This window comes from Pseudoalteromonas sp. XMcav1-K (assembly GCF_044005875.1).
Classification (GTDB): Bacteria; Pseudomonadota; Gammaproteobacteria; order Enterobacterales; family Alteromonadaceae; genus Pseudoalteromonas; species Pseudoalteromonas spongiae.
Window position 1 is genome coordinate 155,976 of record NZ_JBIPJE010000052.1, and the last position, 25,114, is coordinate 181,089.

At 41.5% G+C, this 25,114-nt stretch carries 19 protein-coding genes and 1 pseudogene; 6 read left to right on the forward strand and 14 right to left on the reverse strand.

Going from position 1 to position 25,114, the window contains the following annotated elements:
• Positions 1-106 precede the first annotated feature (106 nt).
• Entirely contained in the window at positions 107-2,656 is a 2,550-nt protein-coding gene (locus ACHSBP_RS21780; RefSeq protein WP_395390410.1) for an EAL domain-containing protein, read from the forward strand.
• Here ACHSBP_RS21780 and ACHSBP_RS21785 read toward each other — a convergent pair.
• The 12 genes from ACHSBP_RS21785 to rpsU all read right to left on the reverse strand — a co-directional run bounded on the left by ACHSBP_RS21785 (position 2,640) and on the right by rpsU (position 17,267).
• The gene (locus ACHSBP_RS21785) at positions 2,640-3,452 is read right to left on the reverse strand and encodes a DUF2797 domain-containing protein (RefSeq protein ID WP_395390419.1); all 813 of its coding nucleotides are present in this window, start codon (positions 3,450-3,452) and stop codon (positions 2,640-2,642) included. The genes ACHSBP_RS21780 and ACHSBP_RS21785 overlap by 17 nt on opposite strands.
• Before the next feature lie 50 nt (positions 3,453-3,502).
• Positions 3,503-6,034 (reverse strand): EAL domain-containing protein, encoded by a 2,532-nt coding sequence (locus ACHSBP_RS21790; protein ID WP_395390411.1) that lies wholly within the window; start codon positions 6,032-6,034, stop codon positions 3,503-3,505.
• A 159-nt stretch (positions 6,035-6,193) separates the two neighbouring features.
• Positions 6,194-7,483: a phosphoribosylamine--glycine ligase gene (gene purD, locus ACHSBP_RS21795; protein ID WP_395390412.1), complete on the reverse strand. Its 1,290-nt coding sequence runs from the start codon at positions 7,481-7,483 to the stop codon at positions 6,194-6,196.
• A 13-nt stretch (positions 7,484-7,496) separates the two neighbouring features.
• Positions 7,497-8,315 carry a class I SAM-dependent methyltransferase gene (locus ACHSBP_RS21800; RefSeq protein WP_054979108.1) on the reverse strand — a complete coding sequence of 273 codons (819 nt, stop codon included), beginning with the start codon at positions 8,313-8,315 and terminating at the stop codon, positions 7,497-7,499.
• Between the two features lie 100 nt (positions 8,316-8,415).
• Entirely contained in the window at positions 8,416-10,008 is a 1,593-nt protein-coding gene (gene purH, locus ACHSBP_RS21805) for a bifunctional phosphoribosylaminoimidazolecarboxamide formyltransferase/IMP cyclohydrolase (protein ID WP_010561031.1), read from the reverse strand.
• 250 nt (positions 10,009-10,258) lie between these two features.
• Positions 10,259-10,549 carry a DNA-binding transcriptional regulator Fis gene (gene fis, locus ACHSBP_RS21810; RefSeq protein ID WP_010561030.1) on the reverse strand — a complete coding sequence of 97 codons (291 nt, stop codon included), beginning with the start codon at positions 10,547-10,549 and terminating at the stop codon, positions 10,259-10,261.
• A gap of 18 nt (positions 10,550-10,567) precedes the next feature.
• The gene (dusB, locus tag ACHSBP_RS21815; protein WP_021033041.1) at positions 10,568-11,539 is read right to left on the reverse strand and encodes a tRNA dihydrouridine synthase DusB; all 972 of its coding nucleotides are present in this window, start codon (positions 11,537-11,539) and stop codon (positions 10,568-10,570) included.
• A 227-nt stretch (positions 11,540-11,766) separates the two neighbouring features.
• Complete coding sequence (prmA, locus tag ACHSBP_RS21820; protein WP_010561028.1) at positions 11,767-12,645, reverse strand: 50S ribosomal protein L11 methyltransferase; 879 nt, start codon at positions 12,643-12,645, stop codon at positions 11,767-11,769.
• A 59-nt stretch (positions 12,646-12,704) separates the two neighbouring features.
• Positions 12,705-14,549 (reverse strand): RNA polymerase sigma factor RpoD, encoded by a 1,845-nt coding sequence (rpoD, locus tag ACHSBP_RS21825; RefSeq protein WP_010561027.1) that lies wholly within the window; start codon positions 14,547-14,549, stop codon positions 12,705-12,707.
• A 112-nt stretch (positions 14,550-14,661) separates the two neighbouring features.
• On the reverse strand, positions 14,662-16,407 hold the full coding sequence (gene dnaG / locus ACHSBP_RS21830) for a DNA primase (protein ID WP_010561026.1): 1,746 nt from the start codon (positions 16,405-16,407) through the stop codon (positions 14,662-14,664).
• A gap of 178 nt (positions 16,408-16,585) precedes the next feature.
• Entirely contained in the window at positions 16,586-17,032 is a 447-nt protein-coding gene (locus tag ACHSBP_RS21835) for a GatB/YqeY domain-containing protein (RefSeq protein WP_010561025.1), read from the reverse strand.
• A gap of 19 nt (positions 17,033-17,051) precedes the next feature.
• The gene (rpsU, locus tag ACHSBP_RS21840; protein ID WP_010362466.1) at positions 17,052-17,267 is read right to left on the reverse strand and encodes a 30S ribosomal protein S21; all 216 of its coding nucleotides are present in this window, start codon (positions 17,265-17,267) and stop codon (positions 17,052-17,054) included.
• A 269-nt stretch (positions 17,268-17,536) separates the two neighbouring features.
• On the opposite strand from rpsU, the gene tsaD reads away from it, so the two are divergent.
• Positions 17,537-18,565, forward strand: coding sequence for a tRNA (adenosine(37)-N6)-threonylcarbamoyltransferase complex transferase subunit TsaD (tsaD, locus tag ACHSBP_RS21845; protein ID WP_010561024.1), 1,029 nt, complete (start codon positions 17,537-17,539; stop codon positions 18,563-18,565).
• A gap of 54 nt (positions 18,566-18,619) precedes the next feature.
• On the opposite strand, the gene plsY is transcribed toward tsaD, so the two are convergent.
• Positions 18,620-19,210 (reverse strand): glycerol-3-phosphate 1-O-acyltransferase PlsY, encoded by a 591-nt coding sequence (gene plsY / locus ACHSBP_RS21850; RefSeq protein WP_010561023.1) that lies wholly within the window; start codon positions 19,208-19,210, stop codon positions 18,620-18,622.
• A 134-nt stretch (positions 19,211-19,344) separates the two neighbouring features.
• Between plsY and folB the strand changes: the two genes are divergently transcribed.
• The 4 genes from folB to ACHSBP_RS21870 all read left to right on the forward strand — a co-directional run bounded on the left by folB (position 19,345) and on the right by ACHSBP_RS21870 (position 24,485).
• Positions 19,345-19,704 (forward strand): dihydroneopterin aldolase, encoded by a 360-nt coding sequence (folB, locus tag ACHSBP_RS21855; protein ID WP_010561022.1) that lies wholly within the window; start codon positions 19,345-19,347, stop codon positions 19,702-19,704.
• Positions 19,704-20,183 carry a 2-amino-4-hydroxy-6-hydroxymethyldihydropteridine diphosphokinase gene (gene folK / locus ACHSBP_RS21860; RefSeq protein WP_395390413.1) on the forward strand — a complete coding sequence of 160 codons (480 nt, stop codon included), beginning with the start codon at positions 19,704-19,706 and terminating at the stop codon, positions 20,181-20,183. The genes folB and folK overlap by 1 nt, the downstream gene beginning before the upstream one ends.
• Before the next feature lie 5 nt (positions 20,184-20,188).
• Positions 20,189-21,004: an undecaprenyl-diphosphate phosphatase gene (locus ACHSBP_RS21865; protein WP_395390414.1), complete on the forward strand. Its 816-nt coding sequence runs from the start codon at positions 20,189-20,191 to the stop codon at positions 21,002-21,004.
• Between the two features lie 187 nt (positions 21,005-21,191).
• Positions 21,192-24,485 (forward strand): two-component regulator propeller domain-containing protein, encoded by a 3,294-nt coding sequence (locus tag ACHSBP_RS21870; protein WP_395390415.1) that lies wholly within the window; start codon positions 21,192-21,194, stop codon positions 24,483-24,485.
• Positions 24,486-24,521: 36 nt separating this feature from the next.
• On the opposite strand, the pseudogene ACHSBP_RS21875 reads toward ACHSBP_RS21870, so the two are convergent.
• A pseudogene (locus ACHSBP_RS21875) lies at positions 24,522-25,114 on the reverse strand (tRNA nucleotidyltransferase); the annotation flags it as partial.

The window sequence follows — 25,114 nt, forward strand, 5'->3', positions numbered from 1 at the left end:
TCGCTGTATAATTTATAAAATTGGCGTTACTTGTTCTGTATCAAATTTAATCTCAGTAATTCCACGTAGAATCCCATTACCTGACAAAGTTTAATTGGTTTCTACTATGCCCCAATCAAGCAAAAAGCTGCGTGTTGAAGATGTTATGTCAACTGAGCTCCTGGTATGCGACCCCGAGCAAAGTCTCGCCAATTGTGCATGCCGCATGCGAAACGATAATGTAAGCTCTATTTTTGTTAAACACGATGGCAAGATCATTGGGGTGTGGACCGAAGGCGATTGCGCTAAAGTGGATTTTTCGGATCCAAGCATTTTTCATCAGCCAGTTAAAGCGCATATGACATCGCCAGTTAAAACGGTTGATCATCTAACTCAGTTATCTGAAGTAACTGTTCTGTTCCATAGTTATGGTTTTCGTCATTTATTAGTGATGAAAGGTGGGGACAGTGAACCTGTAGGTGTTATTAGTTTAAGTGATGTTGTGCGTAGTCAGGGTCTTGAGCATTATCTTCACTTTAAAACCATAGAAAGCAGCTACGTATCAGAAGTACCTATTGCGAAAAGTGATTTACCAATTGCCCAGATTAGCGAAATTATGCGTCAGCGCCATTCTAATTTTGTTTTACTGGATAATCCCGCGGTAGGTCAAACCGGCATTATTACTGAGCGCGATTTGCTTACTATGCTTAGCCGTCAACAAGTTGACCAGCAAGCGTGGCATTATGCGAGCTGGCCTCTTTTAACGGTGCATTATCAAACAAGCCTTTATAAGGCTTATCAAATTCTCAAGCTAAAGCAAATACGGCATCTAATTGTAGAAGATGACAATGGCAAAATACTGGGCGTATTAGCGCTTCGTAATATTCTCAGCGAAATTGAATCTGCGTATATGCAGGAGCTAGAAACGGTATTACATCAACGCGACAGAGCGTTGCAAAAGTCACAAAAGAACTTGTACTTAGCCGAGCAAATCATCAATGCATCGCCTGATGGCATTATGATTACGGATTCGCGCAACACCATTTTGCAAGTCAACCCAGCCTTCACCCAACTTACTGGTTATAGCGAGCAGGAAGTGCTTGGCCAAAAACCGTCAATGCTGAGCTCTGGCCGCCATGATAAGAGCTTTTACGATAAAATGTGGGCGCAGTTAAGGCAAAAAGGGGTGTGGCAAGGAGAGATATACAATCGTAAGCGCAATGGTGAAACCTATTTAGAATGGCTAACAATTATCTGTATTCGCGAAAGCGATGAAGAAGAGGCGCTATACGCGGCAATTTTTAGTGATATTACTGAGCGAAAGCGCAATGAAAAACGCATTAAAACGCTCGCTTATTTTGATGAGTTAACTCACTTACCCAACCGCCGCTTGTTTAACGACCGCTTAGAGATGGCGCTGGCAACGGCACATCGCGATGACACAAAAATAGCGGTGATGTTTCTCGACCTCGATCATTTTAAGCAAGTTAATGACACATTAGGCCATAGCGCTGGTGACTTATTACTTAAACAAGTGGCAAAACGTTTACAAAGTTGCATGCATGAAGGGGATACGCTGGCGCGCTTAGGTGGTGATGAGTTCACTTTATTACTTACTGAAATTGATGAAGTGAAAAATATCCATCGCTGTGCAGCCAACTTAATTGAAGCATTAAAAGCGCCAATTCAAGTGGGTAATACGGAAATTGTGATCACTACCTCAATTGGTGGGGCGGTGTACCCCGACGATGGTGAAGACGCAGAAACGCTGTTAAAGCACGCTGATATTGCCATGTATCGCTCAAAAGAAATTGGTCGTAACTCATTTCAACTGTATAAACCGGCGATGAATGCGCGTTCATTAGAGCGCATGGCAATTGAAAGTAAGCTAAAACATGCCCTAATCAATAATGAATTCAGTCTCTATTACCAACCTAAAATAGACAGTTTTACTCATCATGTAGTAGGCGCAGAAGCCTTATTGCGTTGGCATGATAATGAGTTAGGTTTTATCTCGCCTGCAAACTTTATCCCTTTAGCGGAAGAGCTAGGTTTAATTGTGGATATTGATATTTGGGTAATTAATGCTGCGTGTAAACAAATTCAAATTTGGCAAAAAAACGGTCTTTTTGATAAACGTATTTCCGTTAACGTATCGGCGCTTCACTTTACGCAAGGTGACTTGGCACAAACAGTGAAAAATGCACTGAGTATCTGGCAGGTGGATGGGCGTTTTCTTGAAATTGAAATAACCGAAAGTAGCTTTATTCGCTCGTTAGAAGATGCGAAAAAAGTGCTTAAAGCACTTAAAAAACTTGGTGTGAGTTTATCGCTGGATGACTTTGGTACAGGTTACTCGGCGCTGAGTTATTTAGCCCGTTTACCGATTGATACGTTAAAAATAGATGCTAGCTTTATTGCCAAAGTACCAGACGAATACGGCAATAGCCAAATAGTGAAAGCGATTGTGGCAATGGCGCATAGTTTAGAATTAAACCTTGTCGCAGAAGGTGTGGAACAAGCCCATCAGCTGGCTTTTTTACAAGAACTAGATTGTCATGCAATTCAGGGGTATTTCTTTAGTAAACCGCTTACGGCACAGCAATTTGAGCTGTTTTGCGAGGCGTACCGCCCAGCAAAACAGCAAATGGATTTGAGTTCTAATAACTCACAGTAACTTCGTACGAGGTAAACTTTCGAATATTAATCACGCCAGTATCGAAGATTAGGTATTGGCCTTTAATGCCTTTTAATACGCCTGTTACTTCAGGGTTCTTGTCTAAATTAAACGAGCTAATTTTGCTTGGGAACTCTGATATGGGGAAATCCAGTTCAACTACCTCTTCGTCGAGTTCAGTGATGGCCGTTGCGCCAAAGAGTTCGCTTAATTCTGTTAGCTTTGGCCTAATTTGCTCGATAAGCGCTGCGCCTTGGCTCTTTAAGTCGATTACTTCGCCATTCCCTTTGAGCATATTGCGCCAATTGGTTTTATCGGCGATAAACTCAGCTAAAGCAACTTCTAATAAACCTGATTGATGACGTGTTGCCACTTTAAAAATAGGTAAAGCTTGAGTTGCACCTTGGTCAATCCAACGCGTTGGAATTTGCGTATGGCGCGTTATACCTACTTTAATCGCGGTCGTATTTGCAAGATACACATAGTGCGGGATCATGCAGTTTTCTTCGCCCCACTCTGGCTCGCGACAGGTGCCTTGGTCGAAGTGGCAGGTTTCTGGCTTCATAATACACATATCGCAACTAGCGAGTTTACGCATACAAACAAAGCAATGGCCTTGTGAATAACTCTTTTTAGTTTTTTTGCCGCAGTTGCTACAAAAGATATTACCGCTGTAGGTCAGGGTGATGGATTTGCCAATTAAGGCGTTTAAGTCAACGGTTTGATCGCCCACCGGTAATTGGTAGCTGATTGGCGAAGTAAGACTGCTTTGCATTTTACGCAAAGTGCCGGTTATTGGTGTTGCTTGCATTTATAGCCCCTAATCAAGCAAAAAAGGCTATCGTATCAAAGCTCGCTGAGATTACCAATGCGAGATTGTTGCGTCAGCAGAAATGAGTTTAAAACTCTAAAGTTCATGGTTGGTGCAAGTAACTCACCTTGCATAAAGTCACATTGACACTGATTGACAATATCGGCAAATTCTTGGTTATCAACATCGATGGCGGTTACGGTTAAATCTAGCCCTTTGGCAACTTCAACCATTGCGCTAAGTAATAGGGTAAGTTTATGGCCTTGCATATTACCTTTGGTAAATAAGTGGCCAATTCTGACGTCACTAAAGCCAGAGTCTGGCGCTTCGAATAAGCGATCAAGGTCACCGTGGAAATTGTCTAAACCGAATTTGAAGCCTAAATCAGTGAGTTTTTGCAGTGTCTCTTTTAACTGGCTCATTTCACTGTTGATCGGTTGTTGGGTGTAGATCATGATATTTTCAGTATCAATATGCGTTACCTTTTCAGATAACCAACCCACAAAGCCACTATGGTTTAGTTGATTAAGTGACAGAGTAAGTGACAACTGACAGTTTAAATGGCTGTCTTTTAATGTTGATATCGCATCAAACAGCTCTGAAAATAACCAGCGATTAAGGTGTACATTTAAACCGGTATCAATCGCGAGTTTTATAATTTCTTGTTGGCTAATTTCGCCAAATTCTTCATGCGGCCAAGCAAACTGGCAACTAACTGACACCAGTTTTTTATTTTTTACGTGATAGACCGGAGTGAAACTTAATGTAAGTTGTTTTTGTTCTATGGCGTTGTGTAACTCTGAGGCAAGATTGAATTGTTGCCCAATATCCGTGCCGCTTTCTTTTTTATAGTGTAATAGCGCAACGCCTTGCTGTTTTGCCTGAAACAGCGTTTGCCATGTTTTACGTAGCAATAAACCGCTACGTTGGTTGCTATAAATACTCGAACATGTGGCAATATGGCTGGATAAATTAAGCAAAATACCATCAATCATAAGCGATGATGGGATATGCGCTTGAATATTCTGTAAGTGTTTATTTAACGCTTCACGGTTAGTGCCATGGTTGAGCAATAGCGCAAATACACCGTCACGTAAGTAAGCGAGTTTTACGCTGTTTAGGCCTTGCTCTTCAATGGTTAAAACACTGGAATAATTTTTTAAAATAGGTTGCAGCGAAGAACACACCTGATTAACTAAATCCTTCTTAGCTTTAGGGGCCATATAAGGAATAAATTGGCCAAAGTTTTTCAGCTCAATGAAGCAGGTAATAAAGTTGTGTTGCTGTTCAATCAACTGGGTGATTTTGTATTTGTACAGGGTTTCATTAGGCAGCTGAGAACTCGAATCGTGAGTGGCTTTAAAGTAGCTTTCACGCTGTTGGTGTGAAAACTTATCAGCTAACGCCATTGCCATTAACAGCACTTCAAGCAGTACGCCAATTAAGAATGCATGACGAGTTAAGAAGGTGTGTTCGAGCACGCCGACTAAAACAAGGGGCTGCATTGCACCGCTAATAATGAGTGGTAACCAAGAAAAGAAATAGTACTTCGCCCACACAAAGTCGGTAAGTAAGCGGTTAAATACGATAAGTACGATAGTAATATAAAGCGGTACCATGCAAACAAAAAATACTGGTGCGGCTTGGTATTCAGGTAATACTAAACTGGCTAGTGCGCCAAGACATAAAATAACTAAGGTGCCACGGATCAATGTATTGAGTTTTGTTTTAATGGTGGCATAACGTAAAAATAACGAGCCGAAAATCAATGCGCAGATAGCCACACTAAAGTTGCTGGTTACCACGTATTTTTGCAATAGGTATTGCATAGAAGTCGGCCAAATATAATAGCCAAACCCTAACACCGAGCCCATCATCATCAAGGTAGAAATGATATAGCCAATATACGCGAGATAAACACTGTCGCGAATACTGATAAACAAAATTAGATTATACAGCGCAATCATTACGGCAACGCCGATAAATAGCCCCCAGATCAAATAGCTAAACTTTCGTACGCTTTGAAAGTTATCTATTTGATAGATGTAAATGGGGGTTTTGCTAATTCCGCTGGTTTTAATACGCGCCAAAATGCTGGTATTGCCTTTCGCAGCAAGGGAAAATTCAAGGTGTGGGAATGCTTGCTGGTGAATATTTAAATTGGCAACCGTATCACCCAGTTGCTTATGACTTATAACCCGATTATTTTCATCAAGTTGCCAAACTTCAAGTTGGTCAAGCATTGGGTTATCAAAATGTGCAGTGAGGATCTCTGTGGCATCGGTACGATTGGTTACTGCTACTTTTACCCAGTAACTCTGCGTGCCAAATTGCCACGGAATATCGGCAATTTCTGAATTTTGAAACTTTTGCTTTAAGGCATCATCAAACGTGGCATTGCTCTGTTCATCAATCCAATACGATGAGTTTAAATAAATCGCATGGGTACGCTCAATTGAGTTGGTTGTTGGGTCGCCAATATTAAAAAGCAATGAGCCTATTACTAAGGATAAAGCCATAAATAGCAGACATGCTATAAACAAAAAAATAGGCTTTAACTGATTCATGGGCTTCCTTGATATTTAAGGCTTTTTAAAGGTTAGATGAATTTTAATTAAATAGGTAGCGAATAATACCAATTTAGCGTGACTGTTGTGTGCTTTTAAGACAAAAAAAATCAACCTACTCAGTGTAGGTTGATTTTTTAAACTGGTTAATAGCGGCTATTAGCTGTTATTTTCGCGAGCAATAGCGCGGTAAGCGATATCGGTACGGAACTCAACACCATCCCAATTGATTTCATCAACAAGTTTATAGGCATTTTGCTGCGCTTCAGTTACTGTGTTACCAAGTGCTGTTGCACATAATACGCGACCGCCGGCAGTAACCACATTGTCGCCATCTTGCTTGGTACCCGCGTGGAATACTTTTGTGCCTTCTGCGTAATCAACACGTAACCCTGAGATAGCGTCACCTTTTGGGTAAGAACCAGGGTAACCTGCTGCTGCAAGTACGACACCTACAGCTGCGCGAGAATCAAACTGAATGTCAGTTTTATCAAGTTCAACACGGTTAGCAGCTTCAATCAATTCAACTAGGTCTGATTGTAAACGAAGCATAATAGGCTGTGTTTCAGGATCGCCAAAACGACAGTTATATTCAATTACTTTAGGCGTGCCATCCACGGTAATCATTAAACCTGCATATAAGAAACCAGTGTAAGGGTGGCCTTCATCACTCATACCTTTAACGGTAGGGTAGATTACTTCGTCCATAATACGCTGGTGGATTTCAGCGGTCACAACTGGTGCTGGTGAATATGCACCCATGCCGCCAGTATTAGGGCCTTTGTCTTCGTTATAAGCGCGTTTGTGATCTTGAGAGGTAGCAAACGGAAGTACGTTTTCACCATCTACCATTACGATAAATGATGCTTCTTCACCTTCTAAGAATTCTTCAATTACTACGCGGCTACCTGCATCACCAAACGCATTGCCTGCAAGCATATCGCGAATTGCGTCTTCAGCTTCTTGCTCTGTCATGGCAACGATTACACCTTTACCAGCTGCTAAGCCGTCGGCTTTAACAACAATTGGCGCGCCTTTTTCTTTTAGGTATGCAAGTGCTGGCTCGATTTGTTCAAACGTTTGATAATCCGCTGTTGGAATTTTATGGCGTGCTAAGAAATCTTTAGTGAAAGACTTAGAACCTTCAAGCTGTGCAGCTGCGGCTGTTGGGCCGAAAATCGCAAGACCTTCTTCACGGAACTTATCAACTACACCAATTACAAGCGGTGCTTCTGGGCCAACAATGGTCAGTTCAACATTGTTCTCTTGAGCAAATGCCACAAGTGCATCAATGTCTTCTACACCAATTGCGATGTTCTCAAGCTTAGGCTCAAGCGCTGTACCTGCGTTACCAGGTGCTACAAATACCGTGTTTACTTTCGCTGACTGCGCCGCTTTAAACGCAAGAGCGTGTTCGCGACCACCACTACCAATTACTAATACGTTCATTGGACTATCCTACCTATTGAGGTTTTCTAAACTTTAATGTCATACGATCACTTTCACCAATTGCTTGGTACTTGGCGATATCTTTTTCGCCCAAGGCTAAGCGTGGTGGTAAGGTCCAAACACCTTTTTCGTGATCGGCTGTATCTAATGGATTGGCGTTAACTTCACTTACGGCTTCTAAAACAAACCCTGCTTTTTCGGCATATTCAATAACCCAGCTTTGTTTTACATAACCAGAACGCTTGGCTTTTGCGCTATCGCGGTTTTCTGGTAGGCGATGATCAACAACGCCAAGAATTCCGCCTGGTTTTAATGCGCTGTAAAATGCTTTAAAGGCTTCGTTAATGCCTTCAATGTCTTTTTGCATATACCAGTTATGTAAATTGCGAAAGGTCAGTACCATATCCGCGCTTTCGGCAGGCGCAATGTTATGGTGAGTGCCAGGATAAAATTCAGAAAGTGTAACGTTTTCATATACATCATCGCTTGCTAATTTATCTTGGAATTGATTAAGCGAGCGTTGATAGTATTTTACTTCTGAATCGGAAGGAAAATGAGCTGCGAAATACTGACCATTTTGCTGTAATACTGGCGCCAGTATTTCAGTATACCAACCGCCGCCAGGCCATACTTCAACAACGGTCATCTCTGGCTGTAGGCCAAAAAATTCCAATGTTTCTTTTGGGTGACGGTATTGATCGCGCGCTTTATTATCGTTTGAACGATTTTCAGCAGTCGCAGTTTTGGTAAGCAATGTATCGATATCGGTCGATGCACATCCAGCTAAAGTAAGCGACAGGGCAGTTACTAAGGCTTTTACTGTGAATTTCATTTTCTTCCTAGTTTTTATTTTTATTAAGCAACATTAAGTAAAATTAACAGCTTAGTGCAAGCGAGCAAAGTGCTTGCACTAATAAGTTTGCAAGTAAATATTAATGGCGGAAATGACGCATGCCAGTAAATACCATTGCCATGCCGTGCTCATCTGCAGCAGCGATAACTTCTTCATCGCGCATTGAACCACCTGGCTGAATTACCGCAGTAATACCCGCTTCAGCAGCCGCGTCGATACCGTCACGGAATGGGAAGAAAGCGTCAGATGCCATTACAGAACCTGCTACTTCTAGGTTTTCATCGGCAGCTTTAATACCTGCGATTTTTGCTGAGTAAACGCGGCTCATTTGGCCTGCGCCTACACCAATTGTCATGCCGTCTTTTGCATATACAATCGCATTTGATTTAACAAACTTAGCCACTTTCCAGCAGAACATTAAGTCTTTTAATTCTTGCTCAGTAGGCTGTTTTTTAGATACTACGCGTAGGTCGCCCATATCAACCATGCCTTGGTCACGGTCTTGTACTAAGATACCACCGTTAACACGTTTGATATCAACGCCCGTTGTTTTGTTTGACCACTGGCCACACTCAAGTAAACGTACGTTTTGTTTTGCTGACACAATTTGTGCCGCAGCATCTGATACGCTTGGTGCGATAATAACTTCAACAAACTGGCGTGACACGATTGCTTCAGCTGTATCAGCATCGAGTTCACGGTTAAATGCAATGATGCCACCAAACGCTGACGTTGGATCAGTTTTGAAAGCGCGGTCGTATGCGTCAAGTAGGTTGTCGCCAATTGACACACCACACGGGTTAGCGTGCTTAACGATTACACATGCTGGTGCGTCAAACTCTTTAACACATTCAAGTGCTGCGTCTGTGTCTGCAATGTTATTGTACGAAAGCGCTTTGCCTTGTAACTGTTTTGCCGTCGCAACTGATGCTTCTTCAATGTCGTTTTCAACATAGAATGCAGCATCTTGGTGCGAGTTTTCACCGTAACGCATATCTTGCTTTTTAGTGAATTGGAAGTTGATAGTGCGTGGGAACTTAGACTCTTCAGTTTCCGCAGCATTTTCGCTGTAATCTGGTACTTGCGTACCAAAGTAGTTCGCGATCATGCCATCGTACTGTGCAGTATGCTCAAATGCAGCAATCGCTAGGTCAAAACGTGTTTCATACGTTGTTGCGCCATTGTTAGCATTCATTTCAGCGATAACGCGGTCGTAATCGCCGGCATTTACAATAATGGTTACGTCTTTATTGTTTTTAGCCGCAGCGCGTACCATTGTTGGGCCGCCGATATCGATGTTTTCGATAGCGTCTTCAAGTGAACAGCCTTCTTTTGCAACGGTTTGTGCGAATGGGTAAAGGTTAACAACTACCATGTCGATTGCAGAAATATTATTTGCTTCCATTACACCTTCGTCAGTACCGCGACGCGCTAAAATGCCGCCGTGAATTTTTGGGTGTAATGTTTTAACACGACCATCCATGATCTCAGGGTGACCTGTGTGGTCTGAAACTTCTGTTACTGCGATGCCGTTGTCTGCAAGTAGCTTACATGTACCGCCAGTTGAAAGAAGTTCAACGCCTTTCTCAGAAAGCGCGCGAGCAAATTCTACAATACCGGTTTTGTCTGAAACGCTTAATAAAGCGCGACGAATTGGACGTAATGTATCCATGGTAGTTTTGATTACCTCAAAATTTGATTGATAGTGCGAGAAAACACTTAATTTAAACGAATATTTTAACTTACTTTTGCTTATAACTCGACGACCATTTGTCGCTTTTATAAACAAGACCTGTAGCGCTGGTCTTTACCTAAATTAAATTTGAACGTGAATTTAATTTAGTGTGTTTTTCGGGGTTAGAAAAACAAAAAAGCACCCGAGGATTCCCAAGGGTGCTTTTTATTGCACCGTAAGGTGCTAATTAGTTCATGCCGTACTTTTTAAGCTTCTTACGAAGAGTACCACGGTTGATACCTAGTAAGATTGCTGCGCGAGTTTGGTTACCGCGAGTATATGTCATTACTTCTTCAAGTAACGGCGCTTCAAGTTCTGAAAGAACTAGCTCGTAAACATCTTGTACATCTTGACCATTAAGTTGCTTTAAGTAGTTGTGCACTGCTTTTTTACAAGCGTCGCGTAATGGTTGTGGTTTCTCTTGAGACTGAACATGTGCGTTAGTAATAAATGGAGAAGTCACGTTTTGTTCGAACATCGTCTTTCTTACTCTTTGTTAATTATCTGCTAGTGTTTCAAAGTACTTTTCTAACGTATCGATTTGCTCTTGCTGAGAGTCGATAGCATTAAATACTCGCCTAAATTGACCTTCACGGTCATGAGCCTGCAAATACCATGAGACATGCTTACGCGCAATTCGCACACCCATTACATCACCATAAAATGCGTGAAGATTTACTAAGTGTTCCATAAGAATACTTTGTACCTCGTCCATTGCTGGTTCCGGTAGTAATTCTCCAGTGGTGAGATAATGGTTTATCTCCCTAAAAATCCAAGGGCGACCTTGTGCTGCACGGCCTATCATCAAAGCATCTGCGCCCGTATATTCCAAAACCTGTTTCGCTTTTTGTGGTGATGTAATATCACCGTTAGCAACCACCGGAATGGAGACTGAACTTTTAATGTCCTTAATTGTTTGATATTCAGCTTCACCCTTGTACATACAAGAGCGTGTGCGGCCATGAACCGCCAATGACTGAATACCATTTTGTTCAGCGATGCGCGCAATCTCTACACCATTTCGATTGTCAGTATCCCATCCTGTTCGGATTTTTAAGGTAACAGGTACATCTACTGCATTAACTACAGCTTTAACGATATCTGTGACCAGTTCGGGGTACTGCAAAAGGGCAGAGCCTGCGAGCTTTTTATTCACTTTTTTTGCTGGACAACCCATATTGATATCCACAATTTGTGCGCCGTTTTTGACATTAAACTGAGCAGCTTCCGCCATCAGTTGTGGGTCAGCGCCGGCAATTTGCACACTGCGAATACCAGACTCACCGGAATGATCCATGCGAGACATTGATTTTTCGGTTTTCCAAACCTTAGGATTGGATGACAACATTTCAGATACAGCAAGACCAGCTCCGAGTCGACGACAAAGCTGTCTAAACGGTCTATCTGTTACTCCTGCCATAGGAGCAACCATTAGGTTATTTTCTAACTGATAAGGGCCTATCTGCACAATAAATCTGGGTCACCAATCAAGGGGCGCTAAGTTTACGGTTTTTTTTGCAAAAATCAAAGCCTATTATTTATACAAAAGTGGTTTTTTTTTAAACTTTTGATATTGACTTTTTGTAACTGGCTATCGAGCGAAAAAAAAGGAAGATTTTTGTTAGCAAAAGTAACAAATCCTTAACTCAAATTGTGTTGAGCTAAGGATTTTAAAGGGGCGTAGCGCGATACTAGTTAGCGTTTTTTACCTGCTACACGCATCCACTCGCCATCTTGTTGGCTTGTTTCAAGCTCGGCATATTGACGATAAATATCTTCAACAGACGTAACTTGTTCTTCAAGAATACCCGACAACGCAAACTCGCCACCAGATTTAAGTAAGCCTAAAATAACTTGATGTAATTCACGTAAAGGTTGCGCAAGAATATTGGCAACTAAAATATCGGCTTCAAATTCAGGCTGATCTTCAGGAAGGTAGACTTCTAGTTGGTCGGCCACGCCATTACGCTCGGCGTTATCGCGGCTCGCTTCTAATGCTTGTGGGTCAATATCGATACCAATAACGCGTTTTGCACCAAGCTTAAGCGCGGCAATACCTAAAATACCTGAACCACAGCCAAAATCGACAACCGTTTTGCCGATTAAATCTAAACTGTCTAGCCAGCGTAAACACAGCGCTGTAGTGTTATGTGTGCCAGTACCAAAAGCAAGGCCTGGGTCAAGTAATACATTCACTGCACTTGGGTCAGGAATATCGCGCCAGCTTGGACAGATCCAAAGGCGTTCGCCAAATTGAATTGGGTGGAAATTATCCATCCATTCACGTTCCCAGTCTTTGTCTTCAAGTTGCTCTACTTTACAAACAAAGTTTTCTTGTAATATTGGCATTTGCGCAAGGTGTTCGGTAATTGCTTGCATATCAACACTGGCATCGAATAAGCCAATTACTGTTGTGTCAGCCCAAAGGGTTACCTCACCCAGTTTAGGTTCGTAAATTGGGGTGTCTTTTGCGTCGACAAAGGTCACCGAAGGACAGCCAAGTTCCATTAGCTCATCGCTGATGATTTCGGCATTTTCTTTGGTGCTATTAATGCGGATTTGTACCCACGCCATAATTTTTATCCTGTAAGAAAAAAGGCCGCAATGAGCGGCCTTTTAGTTTAACTGTCTACTTAGCCTTTAAAGTCTAAGAAGCTTTTCAGTAAGTCTGAACGAGAAGGGTGGCGAAGCTTGCGAAGTGCTTTCGCTTCGATTTGACGAATACGCTCACGGGTTACGTCAAACTGCTTACCTACTTCTTCTAATGTATGGTCAGTATTCATATCGATACCGAAACGCATACGCAGTACTTTTGCTTCACGCGCTGTTAAGCCAGCTAGTACATCATGTGTTGCATTTTTGAGGCTTTCCATTGTTGCTGAATCAACCGGTGATTCAATGGTGCTATCCTCAATAAAATCACCTAAGTGCGAATCTTCATCATCACCGATTGGTGTTTCCATTGAGATTGGCTCTTTTGCAATTTTCAGTACTTTACGGATCTTGTCTTCCGGCATTACCATGCGTTCAGCAAGTTCTTCTGGCGACGGCTCGCGACCCATTTCCTGTAACATTTGACGTGAAATACGATTTAGTTTGTTAATCGTTTCAATCATATGTACTGGAATACGGATAGTACGCGCTTGGTCTGCAATTGAACGTGTAATTGCCTGACGGATCCACCATGTTGCATAAGTTGAGAACTTATAACCACGGCGGTATTCAAACTTATCAACCGCTTTCATTAGACCAATGTTACCTTCCTGGATTAGATCAAGGAATTGTAAGCCACGGTTGGTGTATTTTTTCGCAATTGAAATTACAAGACGTAAGTTCGCTTCAACCATTTCTTTCTTCGCGCGGCGTGCTTTTGCTTCACCGATTGACATGCGACGGTTGATGTCTTTGATACGCTCTAGGTTTAGGCCTGTGCTTTCTTCCATTTGGCGTAGTTTGTTAATACAACGCTCAACTTCAAACTTCACTTCTGCAAGTTTGTTTGAGTATAGTTCGCCAGATGCGATTTCACGGTCTAACCATGCCGAATCCGTTTCGTTATTTGCGAAGTTTTTAACGAAGGTTTTCTTTGGCATTTTAGCAATTTGAACAACTTGCTTCATGATGATGCGTTCTTGAACGCGAATACGGTCCATCATGTCGCGCATGTTTTTAACCATGCGGTCAAATTGCTTAGGCATTAGTTTAAAGGTACGGAAATGCTCACCGATTTCAGCGATAATAGCTACTGCATCTGGGTGAGAGCGACCTTTCTCTTCAAAAATACCACGTGCTTGATTATAAAGGTTACGTAGCTTTTCAAAGTTTTCTGCAGCTTCTTCAGGGCATGGGCCTGTATCTGCTTCTTCCTCATCATCGTCATCATCACTTTCAAGATCTGAATCTTCATCATCCAATTCTTCTTCAGAAAGTTCTGAACCAATGTGCGTTGCAGAGATCATTGTTTCGTCTGCGTCAGGATCGTAGAAACCGCTGATAATATCGCTTAAGCGTACGTCTTCAGCAAGGTAGTTATCCCATTGCTCAAGTAAGTAATTAATTGCTTCAGGGTACTCTGCAACAGAAACCTGTACTTGGTTGATACCGTCTTCGATACGCTTAGCGATGTCGATTTCGCCTTCACGTGTTAGAAGCTCTACAGTACCCATTTCACGCATGTACATGCGTACCGGATCTGTCGTACGACCGATTTCTTTCTCTACCGTAGCAAGCGCTGCCGCTGCCGCTTCTGCAGCATCTTCATCGGTAGTTGTTTCTTGCATCATAAGTTCATCGGCATCAGGTGCATTTTCTACTACCTGGATACCCATGTCGTTGATCATGCCGATGATGTCTTCAACTTGTTCCGAATCTATGATGTCTTGTGGAAGGTGGTCGTTAACTTCGGCAAATGTAAGGTAACCTTGCTCTTTACCTTTTTGAATGAGGAGTTTTAGCTGTGACTGAGGAGTTTGCTCCATAGAGGTATTCTCTTCCACTCTGATAAGTTGATACAACGGGCGTCTTAAACAACTTGATACAAGACGCAGTGAATAGGGCAGTATAACACGAAAGGTTGAATTTGGCTAGCTGTTATCTGCCTTTTAATGCAAGTGTGAGCATTGAATATTCTTGCTTTTCAGCTTTACTCAACCCCTGCGTTTTCTCTTTTATTAATAGGGACTCTAGGCGCAAATTTAAACACTGATCTTCAATAAAATTAAAAGTACTTTGAAATTCGCTGGTTAACGAATCTTGATTTACTTGATGTTGCCACGCGGCAAGTTTCGCCAATGGCGCATATTCAGGACTTTCTCTAAATTGCTCAAGCAATTGTGCTGTGGTGTTGGTTTTATCTAAGGCGAGTTTTTGTAATTGAATAAAAAGCTTGATACCCGGCACATCCATCTGCGCTAATTCTGGCTGGAATGGCACTTCACTGGCAAGCTCTGGATGCTGTAATAGCAAACCAATTGCACGTCGCATTGGTGTTATTTTAAATTTTTTAGCAAGACCTTGTTGCTGCTTTGGTGTGTTGATTTTCTTTTGTAGCTGGGCACGGGTGCGGCCAATTAAGCGCGCTAATTTATCGAGTAAATTATCCTGATAGTAGTCGCTCGGGACCTTTTCAATCAGAGGCAACGCCTGCTGTAATAGCTTTGATTTGCCTGCGTCTGTAGTCAGGTTAATTTCCTGTGCAAGTCTATCAAACAAGTATACCGAGAAATCAGTGGCATCGTCGTAACGTAATTCAAAGGCTTCACGACCTTCTTTTTGTACCAATGAGTCAGGGTCTTCACCATCAGGTAAAAATACAAACTCGAGTGATTTACCATGATTTAAATAGGGTAGCGCATTTTCCAGTGCTCGCCACGCAGCATCGCGCCCAGCACGGTCACCATCGTAACAACAAATAATGCGGTCGGTGGTTCTAAATAGGGTGTGAATATGCTCAGGTGTGGTTGCTGTACCAAGTGCCGCCACGGCATAGTTAATGCCTTTTTCAGCAAGCGCAACCACGTCCATATACCCTTCAACTACCAGTATTTGTTCGAGCTTTTTGTTAGCGTGCTTGGCTTCATACAAGCCGTAAAGTTCAAAGCCTTTATGAAAAATTCGGGTTTCTGGTGAGTTTAAATATTTCGGACCATTGTCGTCGCTATTCATGATGCGTCCACCAAAGGCGATAACGCGTCCGCGTTTATCGCGAATTGGAAACATCAAGCGGTCGCGGAAGAAATCAAATTGGCGGCCTGCCGACTTTTCACTGGCAAGTTTTAGTTCGAGTAATTGTTTTTTGCTATCTTGGTTCTTCGCGAATGTTTTACATACGCTATCCCATTCACTGGGGGCGTAACCAATCATAAATTGTTTAGCAGTTTCGCCACTGAGCCCACGCCCTTTGAGATATTCGATTACTTGAGGTGAATTTGCATGGTGCTTTAATTGATGTTGGTAGAACTTTGCAACATGCATCATTAATTCATAGTCTGAGCGTTTTTGCTCAGTACTGACTTGTGGCCCTTGATTTGTGGCATTCTCACGAGGCACATCCAAATTGAGTAAACTCGCGAGCTCTTCTATGGCGTCAACAAACTCGAGCTTTTCATATTCCATCATAAATGAAATGGCATTGCCGTGGGCGCCACAACCAAAGCAGTGATAAAACTGCTTATCTTGCGATACCGTAAACGACGGCGATTTTTCATTATGAAACGGACAACATGCCTGATAATCCTTACCTGCTTTTTTAAGGCCTACTTTGCCATCAATAAGATCGACAATGTCGGTTCTGGCTAATAGGTCATCAATAAAGCTACGAGGAATTTTTCCGGCCATGGTATATCGTTATTCGCGTATGTTGATTGAGAGTAGGGGGCTAGCATACCCAAAAATGAAAAATGACGCTAGACGTTATCATCTTTCAGAAATGAAGAAACCGAGCAAAAGCTCGGTTTCTAAAGCTGTTAAGGCCAGCAGTTATTGACTTGAGAAAGTCAGCCTTTAAAACTCTGAGTTAAGCGCTAAGCTTTTGCTTAATTAAACCTGAAAGTTTGCCCATATCTGCGCGACCTTCAGCTTTAGCTTTAAGCAAGCCCATTACTTTACCCATATCTTGCATGCCAGAAGCACCGCTTGACGCGATACATTCATCAATTAAAGTAAGAATTTCTTCATCAGTAAGCGGTTTTGGTAAAAACGCTTCAAGTACTTTAATCTCATTAGCTTCAACTTCAGCTAAGTCCTCGCGGCCGGCGTCGCGATACTGAGATTCAGAATCTTTACGCTGCTTTACAAGTTTCACTAGAATAGACGTGATTTCAGCGTCACCTAGCGTAACTTGCTCATCGATTTCTTTTTGCTTAATAGCTGCTAAAACCATGCGAATTGCACCAAGACGAACTTTGTCTTTAGCGCGCATTGCATCTTTTTGTGCATCTTTAAGTTGTGCTAAAAGGCTCATCTACAAGACCTAATCTAGATTAGTAAAGTTTTACGCGACGAGCGTTTTCGCGAGAAAGCTTCTTCATGTGACGCTTTACCGCAGCTGCTTTTTTGCGCTTACGCTCAGCTGTTGGCTTTTCATAGTGCTCGCGACGACGAACTTCTGAAAGGATACCTGCTTTTTCACATGAACGCTTAAAACGGCGAAGAGCAACGTCAAACGGCTCGTTTTCTCTAACTTTAATAACTGGCATTAAAAAATCACCTACTTAGTAATATGTTTCTACTTAAATGAGTTTTATTAGCTAAAACTTTAGCTAGTGCCACTCACCTCGGTTAAGATTTAACCGACTAGTTCAAAAATGGTGCGGCATTGTAATCTGAAGCACCACGCAATGTAAAGAATAATTATACCAAAGATGGTAAAAAGCTGACAAAAAATATTAAAGCTTGTAAAATCGCCGCCTTAACTTAATTGAGCGTGCTTTGATTGGGTATTTAATTGTTATTTTAGGAGAGAAACTTGCGTATTTTGGGTATTGAATCGTCTTGTGATGAGACGGGAATCGCGATTTATGACGATGAACAAGGCTTGCTGGCTCATCAGTTGTATTCTCAAGTGAAAGTGCATGCGGATTATGGTGGTGTTGTACCAGAACTGGCATCGCGTGATCACGTACGTAAGACTATTCCTTTAATTGAGGCTGCATTTAAACAAGCTGGTTGTGGACCCGAAGATTTAGATGGCGTTGCGTATACTGCAGGACCTGGTTTGGTAGGTGCGTTATTAGTTGGTTCATCAATTGGCCGCTCGCTTGCTTATGGGTGGGATGTGCCCGCTGTAGCAGTGCATCATATGGAAGGGCATTTACTTGCACCTATGCTTGATGAAGATGTACCAGAATTTCCATTTATTGCGCTACTTGTATCTGGTGGCCACAGCATGATTGTAAAAGTTGACGGTATCGGTCAATACACGATTCTTGGTGAGTCAATTGATGATGCTGCAGGTGAAGCGTTTGATAAAACGGCTAAACTATTAGGCCTTGATTACCCTGGTGGCCCATTGCTTGCCAAGCTTGCAGAAAAAGGTGAACCAGAAGTATATCGTTTTCCCCGTCCAATGACCGATAGACCGGGCCTTGATATGAGTTTTAGCGGGTTAAAAACCTTCGCTGCAAATACCATTAATAAAGAAAAAGACGAAGATGGCAATATTTCTGAGCAAGTGAAGGCCAATATCGCCCATGCTTTTCAAACGGCAGTAATTGATACCTTAGTAATTAAATGTAAACGTGCTCTGAAAGAATACGGCATTAAGCGTTTAGTGATTGCCGGCGGCGTGAGTGCTAACGTTTATTTACGTGAAACACTAGAGAAAGTGATGACAGGTATGCAAGGCCGTGTTTATTACCCGCGCACTGAGTTTTGTACAGACAATGGTGCAATGATTGCTTACGCGGGCATGCAACGCTTGAAAGCAAAGCAGTATGCGCCACTTGATATGCGCGCTAAGCCACGTTGGCCGCTTGATGAGTTGGAATCAATTTAATTTTTCGAATTAACCGCTGCTGCAGTTAGCGTTTATCAAATAAAAAAGCCGAGATTACTCGGCTTTTTTTGATTTCACTTTTGGCTCAGTGCCTTTAAGCAAGCGCACAACGTTAGCTCGATGGCGAAATACAATCAGCGCTGCCAGCATAGTTACAGGCAAGACATAAAGCGGTTTTATAAACCACGTAAATAAAGGCGCTAAACTTACGGTAATGATAGCGGCCAAAGAAGAGTACCCAGTCAACCAAATTAAACCAAGCCAGGTTAAAATTAATAAGCCAGCCAAGGTAAAACCAATGGGCAGTAAGCTACCAAACGCGGTTGCCACCGCTTTACCCCCTTTAAAGCCAAAAAAAATCGGGTAAATGTGCCCAAGACATGCAGCAATTGCAATAAAACCTAAATAAAGAGGCTCTATCTTAAGAAAGTAAGCACCATATACTGGGATTGTGCCTTTCAGCACATCAAATATCAGTACTAAGCTTGCAGGTAGTTTGCCACCAATGCGATAAACATTGGTTGCGCCTGGGTTATTAGAACCGGTTGTTCTGGGATCAGGTAAGCGAAACAGCTTACAGATGAGCACTGCCGAAGAAATTGAGCCAAACAGATAGGCAAAGACAATCATTAAGCTTGCTAACACAGCGTTCCTTATTTTTTCTTTAGCAAATATAGGCTATTATCTGCCGCTGATTCTTTTTAGCGGATTTACCCATAAGAGTACCTATTTTTTTCTCTAATTGGTATCCGACCACAGTATAATCGGGGTGAATACGGGTGCAAGATAAGGTTTTTATTAGTCAATTACAGGTTAATACCATTATTGGCGTGTTTGATTTTGAAAAACAAGCGAAACAACCTTTGTTTTTTGATGTTGAAATGCTGACAAATTTTGCCCAAGCTGCGAAGTCTGACAATGTTAATGATGTGGTTGATTATGCCAAAGTGTCAGCACGTATTATTGCTCATTGTGAAGCAACACAAGTTGAGCTATTAGAGACGCTGGCTGAGCAATTGGCGACGATTATCTTAAGTGAATTTGCTGTATCGCAAGTGACATTGCGAATCTCGAAGCCCCAAGCTGTAATTGAAGCGCAAACCGTGGGTATAGAAATTACACGTAAAAAGCAAAGCTAATGGCACAGATTTTTATCAGTATTGGCTCTAATATCAATAAAGAGCATTACATTAAAGCTGCTTTAGCTATTTTACCTCAACATTTTGATAATGTTATTTACTCAAGTATTTTTGAGAGTGAATCGGTTGGTTTTGAAGGGAATAACTTTTATAACCTTGTGGCCGCTGCTACAACCAATTTACCGCTTGAAGAAGTATGTGCTCGCCTTAAACAAATTGAACGCGACCATGGTCGCACCCCTGCCGATAAAAAGTTTAGCCCACGTACACTCGATCTGGATTTGTTATTTTTTGACGAGGTGATCTGTGACACGCCAGCGCAATTGCCGCGTGATGAAATTACCAAAAATGCGTTTGTACTTTGGCCTCTTGCTGAAATAGCCTGTAACTTTATCCACCCTACGGTCAACCTGAGTATTGGTGAGCTGTGGCAAAATTATAATAAAAATAAGCAAAAATTGTGGAAAGTGGAGATTTAAAATAAATGGGACTGATTGAAATTGTTGTACTGGCACTTATTCAAGGGTTTACTGAATTTTTGCCAATTTCAAGTTCAGGCCACCTTATTTTACCGAGTCAATTACTTGGCTGGCAAGATCAAGGTCAGGCGTTTGATATCGCAGTACATGTCGGAACATTGTTCGCGGTACTTATTTATTTTCGTAAAGATGTGATTCAAATACTCTCTGCATGGTTTAAATCTTGCGCAGGAAAAGGTCACACAGCAGAGAGTAAACTTGGCTGGTATATTATTCTGGCAACCATTCCCGCTGGTTTAGTTGCGGGCCTTGCAAAAGATTTTATAGAAGCCAATACCCGTGGCGCAGCCGTAATAGCAATTACCACAATTATTTTTGGTTTAGCGCTTTGGTATGCCGATATCAAAGCAAAAGAACACAAGAACATTTTCGATATAAAATGGAAAGCTGCCCTGTTGATAGGTATTGCGCAGGCGGTTGCGTTAATTCCTGGTACCTCACGCTCTGGTATAACTATTACCGCCGGTTTGTTACTAGGGCTTGATAAAAAAAGTGCAGCGCGTTTTTCGTTTTTAATGTCTATTCCCGTTATTGGTGGCTTAGGGCTAGTGATGATCATCAAGCTGATTTTAGATAACACAGCGGTTGATTGGCATGCTTTGATTTTAGGTACCGTGCTGTCGTTTGTTTCAGCGTATACCTGTATTTTTCTATTCTTAAAGTTTATTGAACGAATGGGAATGTTGCCATTTGTGATTTACCGATTAATTTTAGGGTTTGCTTTGTTTGCACTTATAGGGCTTGGTTATATCAGTGCTTAAGCCAAATTCTTAAGATAAAAAATCTAAAAGGCTAAGAGTAATTCTTAGTCTTTTTGTTTTGCTTGTAACATAGCTAAGCGCTCAGTATTAGGTGCTTGTTTTTTGCTAAGATAGTAAAATTTTGTCTATATCAAAGCTTCATTTGATGAAGATAACTTGATAATTTAGTAATGATTTTGTTGTCATAATGGGTACGTTTGTTTTGCGTCTATTAGTTGTATTATTTTGCTTTTTCGTTTCACTTTACATTGACGCTACGACCGCTGCTCAAAATGATGGTATTTCGGAGGTAATAGCAACACAAGTTCAACCAACTGTATGGCAGGAGTTATCATCCTTGGTGCTGCCTGTGGGTCAACCGGTGCTCAAAAGGTCGAGCTATGTGAATTTGGATAAAGCTCTGGCTATTCAATGGCAAGCAACAAAAAATAGAGCTATAAAACGAGGATCTGTTAGGTTAACTGAAGTTACCAAAGCCGCTTTTATCGAGGTTTCACACGCCAACGACATGCCAAAGTGGAAAACCGTAAAGTCGATGCAGTATGAGCTTAACACGCTTTTTGATATTCGACATTTCTCTATGCGTCAAGGTTTGCCAACGGGGTCTATTTACCAGACTTTTCAAGATGAACATGGCGTATTATGGTTAGCGACAAATGGCGAGGGCGTTTGCCAGTATATCTCAAATTCCTTCAGGTGCTTCAAAGAATTACATGGACTTAATAACAATCGTGTATGGAAAATATCAAATGGGTTGCAGGGGGAGTTACTGTTTGCCACGGATAAAGGCGTAAGTAGTTTTGATGGTAAAAAATTTCGTAGACTTCATATTAACGGCAAACCATTTTTAGAGAAAGTGAATGATATTGCTATATTAAATAAAGCAATATTCTTTATTACTGATAGTGAAATATACCGTTATCAAAATGGTGAAATAGCTACGACCTCTAACGCTATACCTTTGACGGTATTTAATCGTTTGACTTCATTTAATGACTCAATATGGTTGGCATCAAGTAAGGGCTTATTTTCGTTATCAAATGGGCAAATTAATCTTTATGAATTTCGTGATGAAGCTTGCAATGGGAATATTACCTCGTTAACGGGTGAGAGCAACTCAGTTATTTTTGCGGTTAAAGGTCAAGGTATATGCCGCATTGATATAGAAAATAGAAGTGTAAATAAACTATTAGGAGTCACTGTCCCCAATGTGACTTCATTGTTATTTGATGAAACAAAGAGATCTCTTTGGATCGGTGATGACAGTAAAGGCGTTGTTAAAATTCAAAATAATCACGCTCTTCGTTTCAATAATCAAAATGGGATGAATGCTGACCATATTCGAGGCTTGATGAAAGATAGCCAAGGCCATATATGGGTTTCCACTTACAGCAATGGCATTAACCGTTTTAAAGAGAGTGGTTTTTCATTATTAAATAAGCGAAGCGGGCTTAGAAATGAACGTGTTAGTGCACTATCAAATATTAATGATCAACTGTGGCTAGGTCAGTACGGCGGAGGCATTCAAGTCTTATCCGATGATCAATGGTACGAACCTGAGACACCTTTGATGAATCCGTACATTCATAGCATCATGAAAGACCAAGCGGATCGAATATGGGTTGGTACACGGCAAGGTATTATAGTGCTTGGCGAGAATAGCGCGACTCATATTGGCAAAGAGCAAGGTTTAACTGCCGACATCATTCACAAAGTGCTCGAGGCTTCGGATGGTTGTATTTATATCGCGTCGTCAAAAGGTTTGTACCGGAACTGTAATAATCAACTACAAAAATTAATGCTAGAGCAAGATCAATACGTGATTAATGTGCTTGCAGATACCGCAAATCGTATTTGGTTTGTTACCAACGGTGGGGGGACACATTATCTTAATAAAGATCATGTTTATCGTTTTACTGAGGAAGATGGCTTACCAAGTGATTGGGCTTATAGTTTAGAACAAGACAGCCGCTACATTTATCTCGGAACACGAAAAGGTGTTTTTGTACTCAACGAAGAACAAGGTAAATGGCAGGGGCAACAGATTAGTACGGAAAACGGTCTCGCTAGTAGCATAGTGTTGGCACTAAAGGCATATAAGGGGTATTTATGGGTAGGCACGGAAGGGGGTAATAATCGTGTCGCTATTAATTCATTATTTAGCAGTCAAAAAACACCGAAAGTAAACACGTTTGCATACGATAATGGTTATTTGGCTGTGGATTCAACATTAAATAGTGCTGTAATAGATAACGAAAATATCTATTGGGGGTCAGCCAATGGAGTAATACATTTTAACCCAGAGCAAATCAATTTAAAGTCGCGCTTAGCGAGTCGCATTCTCGAAATTTACTCTCTCAGCGAGCAAAGAGAATATCACTACTTATCTACTATTGAAGAGCAAAATGTTGCCACTAAATTTACACCTGACACTATTCAAATAACAATAAAATATGCGCATAGCGACTGGTCTTCGCCTGAGCGTATCATGTATCAAACACGCTTGCTTGGCAGTAGCGATACATGGAGCGAGCCATCAAGGCTAAATCAAATCACTTACAACAATTTGCGCCCTGCAAATTATGAGTTTCAGGTAAGAGCAATAAATGGTGAGCAGATTGGAGACTCTGTTACTTACCGATTCGAGCTATTACCCCCATGGTGGCAAACCTGGTGGGCATATACGTTTTTTCTTTGTGCTTTAACTGTACTTATTTATTTGGTGGTGAAGTGGCAATTTGAAACATTAAGAAAGCAGCAAAGAATTAAAGACCGAGCTGAATTTTCAGAAGCATTACTTGCTCGAAAAAAACAGCTTCTCGCTGAAGTTTCGCATGAAATTAGAACACCACTAAGTGTACTTAAAATGCAAATAGAGGGCCTCGAATACAATATTGTTGATAATAATGAAAAAACATATGAGGTATTACATCGCCGCATTGGTGATATTAATACTTTAATTGCAGATATTGATCAGCTAGCAAATGCAGAACTACAAGAGCTGTCGTTAAATCTAGCAACTATGCTTGCGAAACCTTGGCTCGAAATGTGGTGCAGTGATGCACAAACACGTATCGCCCAAAGTGAAGGAATACACTTTTCCTTTAACATTAATATACCTGAGAGCACAACGCTTGATGCAGATAAAAAACGGCTTACGCAAGTACTTACTAACCTACTATCAAACAGTATTCGATATACACAAATACCTGCAAATATTGAACTAGATGCGAGTATTAAAAAAGGGAACCTTGTTATTACATTGTCAGATAGTTCACCGGGTGTATCTGATAGTGAGCTAACAACAATTTTTAAGCGGATGTATCAATGTGAAAATAACAAGTCTTTGTACAAAGGTGGTACAGGACTTGGCTTAGCCATTTGCCAAGATTTAATCGCCCGCCATCAAGGTGAAATATTTGCTGAGCATAGTGTACTGGGCGGTGTAAAAGTCACTATTGAGTTACAGGTAAGCGACTAATTATTTTATCGCTTACCTTTAAGGCTTTAGCGTATATTATTCAAATATACCACTTACGGCATCTTGCCTAGCTTGCGATAGCTGTTGTTTTATTTCAGCGCCTTTAAAACCTTGTTTGATGATGGCTTGTACATCGATAGCAATTGCTTTTGTTGCCGCATTTTGTAGTTTGCGAGCTAAAGCTGCGTGTTCTTCTCCTAGCAAGGCAAAGGTTTCAATAAATAAGTTTAACCGCTCGGGGCGTCGCCAAACATCTGCTTGATTAAAGAGTGCCAGTACCTGCTCTACTGATGCTTGGCTGTGCGTAAAAATAGGCGCAAAGGTGGTAAATAGGCTCAGTGCATCAACATAGGCATTGGGTAAGCGCAAACGCTCAGAAAGTGTTTTGACCTCAGTTGGCTGAATCTCTTTTAGCCATAAACAAAAGGCGATAATGAGTTGGTTTTCGCCAGCTACTCTCGTTAACAAAGCTGCGAGCTCTTGGCTGTAATCCGGTGACCAATGGTTTGCCAATGGCGGTAAAATAATTGGTAGCGCGTTTATTTCTGAAAGCACATCGGTAAATACATTGATTGCGCCATCGGCAAGGGATTTTTCAATTTCCAGCCAAATTCGCTCTTTGGTTAGGG